Below are 6,063 nucleotides of genomic sequence, written 5' to 3'. Positions count from 1 at the left end.
CGCAGCTCCCCCAGGTTTTTTAACACCACTTTCCCAGTCGGAAACATGAAGGGGTGAAACATTGAGGTAACGAGCGAAGACTGCTTGAGAAGCATTTTCCCGCTCCCGCAAAGCACGGATATCTTGTGGAGATAGGGATTCTATAGGAGTAAGACAGGTTTGATCAAACTCATCCATCGTCTGCTTAGTAATGGCACCAATTTGATGCAAAGCTTCCATGGACTCATGGATGGCAGCAAAAGCCTCTGATTTGTACTGTAGTGATTCGCTCATTGCTTAACTTCCCCTAGTGCCTTAATATCTATCAATTGCTGAATCTGTTCATCTGACAGAGCCAAGTACTCTTTAGCCGCCTTCTTAAAGTCTGCTAGCTCATCCTTGGAGATATTATCGCGCTCACTTTTGGCAAACCCATATATAAAAAACGCCTTATCACCGCATAGGAATAGGATGATCGAGCGATACCCTCCAGACTTACCCTGGCTCTCACGGGCAATGCGCTGCTTGATGACACCTCCACCGAGATCAGCATCGATTAAGCCTTGCTCTGCCCGCATCACAGCTGTGAGCAACATGGCATCTGTCATTCTTTCCCTACGGGAGAAGCGTTGAAACCATGCAACGCATGAAAATCCGCAATATAACCTCTTACATTTTATATAATATCATACATTGCATGATACTTTAAGTGCGATCGCTTTTAGCGGCTCTTTTGGGGCATCGCGCGTTGTAGGTTGGGTTGAAGAATGAAACCCAACATAATTCCCCACTACACAACGTCTTCGACTCTTGTACGGGGTTTTCTCTCTAACAAAAAGAACCTACAATTTAATTGGTGTGGCGGTCAGATATTGTTGGGTTTCCGTTCCTATACCCAACCTACGTTTGAATTGAGGTGGTGAGTGCGGACGCTTATCCTATGTTGCGGATAACATACATTGATCCATGCGGACGTGACTAGTCCGGTGGGTTGAGGAAATGCCTTAGTAACGCACCCCCACACTAAGCGAGAATAAAGCGCAGAAGCAAAGGTTGGGAGGAAAGTAGGTCGATGACAAAAGTAGTTATCCCTATGCTCAGAATTAGAAGCACTACTGCGTGAATATGCTGCTCAGCGAGGTCAAGTTGTTCGCTTGGTTGCCTCCGAATTGCTGGCTAGTGTCTTAGAGTCGGAGGTGGAAGATTCACAGGAGGCTATAAAGGGCATTCAAAAAGGACTGAATGATTTCCAGGCAGGTCGATTTCGGTATGCAAGCTGAGTTTGCCCAAAAGCCGTGTCGCCAGTACAACCTGCCAGTCGATTCATGAAATACCCTATTGAAATTTCCAGTGTGGCTCAGGCGTAAGCCGACAGCCATTGGTGTCAACTTAAGCCATTACATAGCCAGCTGCTTGGATGCCATAACCCGCCTTGGATTTAAATCTCAGTATGATTAAGCTTCTCTCTCAAAATTGCTTCAACTTCAGCCTCAGGATTTTTGAGTTCAAAAGGGTAGGGATGGCGATTAGCAGGATTACGACGGCTCATCAAAACTTCCATTGCAGCGTGAAAAGCCTTGTCATCATTTCGATGCTCAGAAATATAACGCTTCAGCTCTGTGTTAGTCATTTGGGACAGATTGTGCATCATAGAACAAATTCCCAGCTTCCATCTTCATCAATTACGAGCGCAATTTCATCATTTACTCCAGCCTGCACATAGATCGTTTTGAACCCCTGATCGTAACGAAAAACCTGAATTGGCTGGTATAGGTTAGAAAGCAACTGACATAGAAATGCCACGGTTACTAACTGCTGCTGTGTTGGCAAACTGCAACTCCCAGGTACATACTAAGTATAATAGCATATCATTAGTTGCCGCTCATGCTCACCAACATCTCTCCACGTTAAACACAAATTGCTATTCTTGTTCCTTTGTTCTTTTCATCATTAGTGCCTTCTTGAGCGTCCGCTGCAAAACTGAGTGCGTTCGCTTTTAGCGGCTCAATAGGAGCATCGCTCTTGTCGGTTGGGTTGAAGAATGAAACCCAACATAATTCCCCTCAACACAACGTCTTCGACCCAAGAGCCTGGTATCGGCTCTTACAAAATAGAACCTACAATTTAATTGGTGTGGCGGTCTGATTTTGTTGGGTTCTATCACGTCACCCCAACCTACGATAGAATAGAGGTGGTGAGTGCGGACGCTTATCCTATGTTGCGGATAACATATATTGATCCATGCGATCGTGTTATACTAAGTGCGATCGCCGTTCTTGTAGGGCGCGTTAATGAAATGCAACGCACCATAAATACTATTCATCCCAAATCCCTTTTGGCTTTTCAATTCTTATCTCACTGCTATTCGGTTACAATAACTAAGGAGCAAAAAGTAGGTGTGATTATCATGCAAGCTATTTTTTGGAGTATAGAAGAAGTCGCCCAAAGAGCCAAACAACTGTACGAAAATGGCATTCGCCAACAAGTTGAATATGGCGATAATATTGGCAAAATGATTGTGATTGATGCTGAAACTGGTGAATACGGAATAGATCAAACTGGTGTGGAAACAGCATTAAGGTTCAAGCAAAAGAAACCAAACGCCAGATTGTTTACTATGCGGATTGGTTATGACGTTGCGGTCAGCTTTGGTGGTGCAATTGAGCGAACTGTACCATGATTTACGGCAGATTGATTGACGGGAAAGCTATAGTACCAGTAACTTTTCGTTTACCTACACAACCAGATTTTTCTCTAGATTTTATTATCGACACTGGGTTCAACGATCATCTTACCCTACCACCCCAAGCAGTCAGTGTAATGAATCTTCCATTATATTCTAGCACACCTGCAAGATTAGCAGATGGTAGGGAAGCTTTATTATCTATACATTTAGCCACAATTGTTTGGGACAATATCGAAAAAGTAGTCCCTATTTTAGCTTCTGGTTATAAACCTTTACTTGGAACAGCTTTGATGAGAGGATATCATCTGGAGATAGATTTTGAAGACAATGGTTTGGTTTCGCTAGAAAAAATTTCACCCTCTATTTCATAATTTGAGCGATAGCAGCATGTAGGTTAGGCCCTTGGAACGTAGGCTTGCTTCCCCTAGGGTAACCCCACACATAGTGCGATCGCTTTTAGCGGCTCAATAGGAGCATCGCTTTTAGCGGCTCAATAGGAGCATCGCTTTTAGCGGCTCAATAGGAGCATCGCTGTTGTAGGTTGGGTTGAAGAATGAAACCCAACATAATTCCCCTCAACCCAACGTCTTCGACCCAAGAGCCGGGTATCTGCTCTAACAAAATAGAACCTACAATTTAATTGGTGTGGCGGTCTGATTTTGTTGGGTTTCCGTTCCGTCACCCCAAGCTACGAATGAATTGAGGTGGTGAGTGCGGACGCTTATCCTATGTTGCGGATAACATACATTGATCCATGCGATCGTGACTTGTCCGGTGGGTTGAGGAACGAAACCCAGGATTGGTTTATGCTGCTGAACCGTAACTATTACCAATTTTGCGACCGCGTACTATCCGATAAAAATTTAAGACTATAGTGTGTCCGCTGCCTGTAATTGTTACTATGATTGTAGTTCATTACTAGCACCAGTCATGATCTTTAAGATAGAAGTTGAGCAAGAAGAGGATGGACGTTGGCTGGCAGAGATTCCAGAACTATCTGGGGTGATGTTATATGGTCAAACCCTAGAGGAAGCATTGACTAAAGTACAAGCTCTGGCTCTGCGGGTGATTGCAGAACGTCTTGAAAGCGGTGAAGCTCAGTCTGACTTGGGTTTGTGTTACCTTTAATGCAGCATGAGCAAGGGTCGCCTGATGATTTGTAGATTGCGTAGTCTCCGATGCCGTAGTGCGTACGCTTTTAGCGGCTCTTTTGGAGCATCGCTCTTGTAGGATGTGTTAATAACGCACCAAACTAACCGAGAAGGAAAACCATCGAGCCGATAAACAGGACAATCCCTCACGCTCCTCATATTACGGCGGTTTGCATAACTATCAGGTACACAGGATTGTTTTCCCTGTTCCGACTTCCGACTTCCGACTTCCGACTTCCCTGCTCCCTGCTCCCTGCTCCCTAAAAACCCAGAACTTTGTACCTAACTGAATTGCAAACCGCTGTAAATAATAATAAGCAAGAAAAATACTATATATGTCACTATCAAGTAAAACAAAAAAAATCCGCAAGAAGAAAAAAGAGGCAAAGAAAGCGAAAGAGTCTTCAAAAGCATCTTCAGATTCTTCCAACTCCCAATCCCAAGGAAAAATAAATCCGATCACCGGTATGACGACTGAGGCGGAGATTGAGAAATTGAGTGAAGCCCTTGCCGGTGCTTCTAACCTATCCAAAGATGATGCTGCTTCTTTGTCTTGATGCAGTCGCTCATGGGGGAAACCCCCAAGACCGCGCTGCATCGCTTTTAAAGCAGGGGCAAGGTCTGAGAGACAAAAGGTCAAGTGGTCAGCCCATCTCAAAGTCTGAACTAGCCTCTTTCAAAGACTCTACCGGCGATATGTTTAAGAAATTGGAGGCTGTAAAAGGTTTCGATCAATTAAAAAATCCATTTACCATGACCGAGAGTGAGATGAATCAACAAGTTGATCAACTCGCTCAGGCGATGGAGAAAGCGGTAAAAGTCCCTTCAGACAATACCAAAAAAATCCTCAAAGATACCTATGCCTTAATTGATCATTTAACTAATACCAAGCGTGATAGCGATTCTGCCGATAGTGGAACTAAAGATGACTCAGATACGAATACCTCTGGCCCTGATTATCAAACCTTACTCAATAACTTCAAGGAGTCTTATAGCCAGCATTATGATGCCTTAGGGTCCAGCGAAGCAGGTTTTCCCATTGGTGGTCATTTGTTTAATATGACCAAAGATGAACTGGATGCTGAGATAAAGGATATCAATAAAAAAATAGCAGACGCGAAACAACTTCCACCAGAGCAAATTCATGAGTTTGTTCGCGATGCCTATGCCCTAAGAGAAAAGCTATTTGAAGTTTCTAAATCCGCCGAAAATACTGCTAGCACCGATAGCTCTACTACAGAGGATAAAGAAGAGAGCACTACAGCGGAAGAGGCGATAGATCAAGAGGTTCAGGATAAAAATTCACCAGAGGATCAAGTTGCGAAAAATGAGGTTAATCGAGAGATAGGTGAATTTAACCAAAAACACGCTGGCACGATGGAGGAGATAGTGCGGGCGTCACTCAAGTAGGGTGCGCCATTCAACAGTGCGATCGCCCGATATTGTAGGGTGCGTTAATGAAATGTAACGCACCAAATTCCTATTAATTTTAGAAGATAATTCCGGGTGTAATAATGAATCATCTAAATTTTTAAATTTCTTGCCATTCCCGAGCATTGACAAATAAAGATAGGTGCTTTGTATTATTGGTTGCCACAGTAACGTCATACCCAGAATTAGTAACTAAAATAGCTTGAGCGGCTAAAATAACATCTCCATCTAAAGCTTTAGGATCCGCTGTTGGTTTTCCTTTTTTTCTGACTTCCGCCCATAATTCGGCAGCTTTTAACATAACTTCTGTAGTAATCGGGAGATATATTATTTCGGCTTTAAGGCGATTGAGTTTCTTGATTCCCGATACCTTATTTGCTCGTAATAGTTCTCTTCTAATTTCATAATCGATAATTTCAGGTAAAACAACATCATATCCTCGGTCAAAAAGATTATAAAACCATTCTTGACATTTCAGTGACAACGCAGCGCCTTTTGGATTTGTAATTAAACCAACAGGGGCTGAATCTAAAACTATCACTTTGCTCATCTTAGTTTAAATCGAAACTCCTTTGATCGATTTAATGATTTCCCAAGTTTCTTTTTGGTCTTCTTCTTCGTCTAACTCATTCCAAGATTCAAATAACTCCTTTAACTTTTGTTGTTGCTGCTTTCGTTGAATTGGATCAGATTTTTCCAGCCGAGCCATCGCTTTTTGCCAATGATATACAGATTCTTTATTCGTCATTTGGCTTTGACGAAATAAACGAATGATTTGTAATAATTGTGGAATCTGTTCGTCGGGAATATTTTCAA

Annotated in this window: 11 protein-coding genes; 4 read left to right on the top strand and 7 right to left on the bottom strand. The window is 42.8% G+C overall.

The genetic code is table 11. The features are described 5' to 3' along the window. From F6K20_RS21045 to F6K20_RS21030, 4 genes are all read right to left on the bottom strand, one after another. Positions 1 to 273: helix-turn-helix domain-containing protein (locus tag F6K20_RS21045; RefSeq protein ID WP_287295921.1), on the bottom strand; the 273-nt coding region annotated here is incomplete at its 3' end. After that, positions 270 to 659: a type II toxin-antitoxin system RelE/ParE family toxin gene (locus F6K20_RS21040; RefSeq protein ID WP_287254592.1), complete on the bottom strand. Its 390-nt coding sequence runs from the start codon at positions 657 to 659 to the stop codon at positions 270 to 272. The genes F6K20_RS21045 and F6K20_RS21040, both read right to left, overlap by 4 nt. Positions 660 to 1,417: 758 nt before the next feature. Then, positions 1,418 to 1,627, bottom strand: coding sequence for a DUF6887 family protein (locus F6K20_RS21035; protein WP_502708855.1), 210 nt, complete (start codon positions 1,625 to 1,627; stop codon positions 1,418 to 1,420). Continuing rightward, positions 1,627 to 1,809 carry a DUF6888 family protein gene (locus tag F6K20_RS21030; protein ID WP_287255934.1) on the bottom strand — a complete coding sequence of 61 codons (183 nt, stop codon included), beginning with the start codon at positions 1,807 to 1,809 and terminating at the stop codon, positions 1,627 to 1,629. The genes F6K20_RS21035 and F6K20_RS21030 overlap by 1 nt, the downstream gene beginning before the upstream one ends. 577 nt (positions 1,810 to 2,386) lie before the next feature. Here F6K20_RS21030 and F6K20_RS40785 point away from each other — a divergent pair. The 3 genes from F6K20_RS40785 to F6K20_RS21015 all read left to right on the top strand — a co-directional run bounded on the left by F6K20_RS40785 (position 2,387) and on the right by F6K20_RS21015 (position 3,793). After that, the gene (locus F6K20_RS40785) at positions 2,387 to 2,659 is read left to right on the top strand and encodes a hypothetical protein (protein ID WP_287255939.1); all 273 of its coding nucleotides are present in this window, start codon (positions 2,387 to 2,389) and stop codon (positions 2,657 to 2,659) included. Then, positions 2,656 to 3,036 (top strand): clan AA aspartic protease, encoded by a 381-nt coding sequence (locus F6K20_RS21020; RefSeq protein WP_287255935.1) that lies wholly within the window; start codon positions 2,656 to 2,658, stop codon positions 3,034 to 3,036. The genes F6K20_RS40785 and F6K20_RS21020 overlap by 4 nt, the downstream gene beginning before the upstream one ends. A 559-nt stretch (positions 3,037 to 3,595) precedes the next feature. Continuing rightward, positions 3,596 to 3,793 (top strand): type II toxin-antitoxin system HicB family antitoxin, encoded by a 198-nt coding sequence (locus F6K20_RS21015; RefSeq protein ID WP_287255937.1) that lies wholly within the window; start codon positions 3,596 to 3,598, stop codon positions 3,791 to 3,793. 204 nt (positions 3,794 to 3,997) lie between these two features. Here the strand turns inward: F6K20_RS21015 and F6K20_RS21010 are convergent, their stop codons facing one another. Further along, the gene (locus tag F6K20_RS21010; RefSeq protein WP_287295919.1) at positions 3,998 to 4,474 is read right to left on the bottom strand and encodes a hypothetical protein; all 477 of its coding nucleotides are present in this window, start codon (positions 4,472 to 4,474) and stop codon (positions 3,998 to 4,000) included. Positions 4,475 to 4,512: 38 nt separating this feature from the next. Between F6K20_RS21010 and F6K20_RS21005 the strand changes: the two genes are divergently transcribed. Continuing rightward, complete coding sequence (locus F6K20_RS21005) at positions 4,513 to 5,226, top strand: hypothetical protein (protein ID WP_287257375.1); 714 nt, start codon at positions 4,513 to 4,515, stop codon at positions 5,224 to 5,226. A 121-nt stretch (positions 5,227 to 5,347) separates the two neighbouring features. Here F6K20_RS21005 and F6K20_RS21000 read toward each other — a convergent pair whose 3' ends face one another. Together F6K20_RS21000 and F6K20_RS20995 are read right to left on the bottom strand one after the other, a co-directional pair. Beyond that, positions 5,348 to 5,797 carry a PIN domain-containing protein gene (locus tag F6K20_RS21000; RefSeq protein ID WP_287265992.1) on the bottom strand — a complete coding sequence of 150 codons (450 nt, stop codon included), beginning with the start codon at positions 5,795 to 5,797 and terminating at the stop codon, positions 5,348 to 5,350. A 6-nt stretch (positions 5,798 to 5,803) separates the two neighbouring features. After that, positions 5,804 to 6,063: hypothetical protein (locus F6K20_RS20995; RefSeq protein ID WP_502708854.1), on the bottom strand; the 260-nt coding region annotated here is incomplete at its 5' end.

Origin of the sequence: Moorena sp. SIO2C4 (assembly GCF_010672485.1) — a bacterium.
GTDB lineage: Bacteria > Cyanobacteriota > Cyanobacteriia > Cyanobacteriales > Coleofasciculaceae > Moorena > Moorena producens.
The sequence above is the reverse complement of the archived record's forward strand: the minus strand, read 5'-3'. Positions and strand labels throughout refer to the sequence as shown.

What these genes read in the sequence shown, in the direction of transcription:
- F6K20_RS21000 (WP_287265992.1), bottom strand. Translation starts at nt 5,797, where the DNA reads ATGAGCAAAGTGATAGTTTTAGATTCAGCCCCTGTTGGTTTAATTACA.
- F6K20_RS21020 (WP_287255935.1), top strand. Translation starts at nt 2,656, where the DNA reads ATGATTTACGGCAGATTGATTGACGGGAAAGCTATAGTACCAGTAACT.
- F6K20_RS21005 (WP_287257375.1), top strand. Translation starts at nt 4,513, where the DNA reads ATGTTTAAGAAATTGGAGGCTGTAAAAGGTTTCGATCAATTAAAAAAT.
- F6K20_RS40785 (WP_287255939.1), top strand. Translation starts at nt 2,387, where the DNA reads ATGCAAGCTATTTTTTGGAGTATAGAAGAAGTCGCCCAAAGAGCCAAA.
- F6K20_RS21015 (WP_287255937.1), top strand. Translation starts at nt 3,596, where the DNA reads ATGATCTTTAAGATAGAAGTTGAGCAAGAAGAGGATGGACGTTGGCTG.
- F6K20_RS21035 (WP_502708855.1), bottom strand. Translation starts at nt 1,627, where the DNA reads ATGCACAATCTGTCCCAAATGACTAACACAGAGCTGAAGCGTTATATT.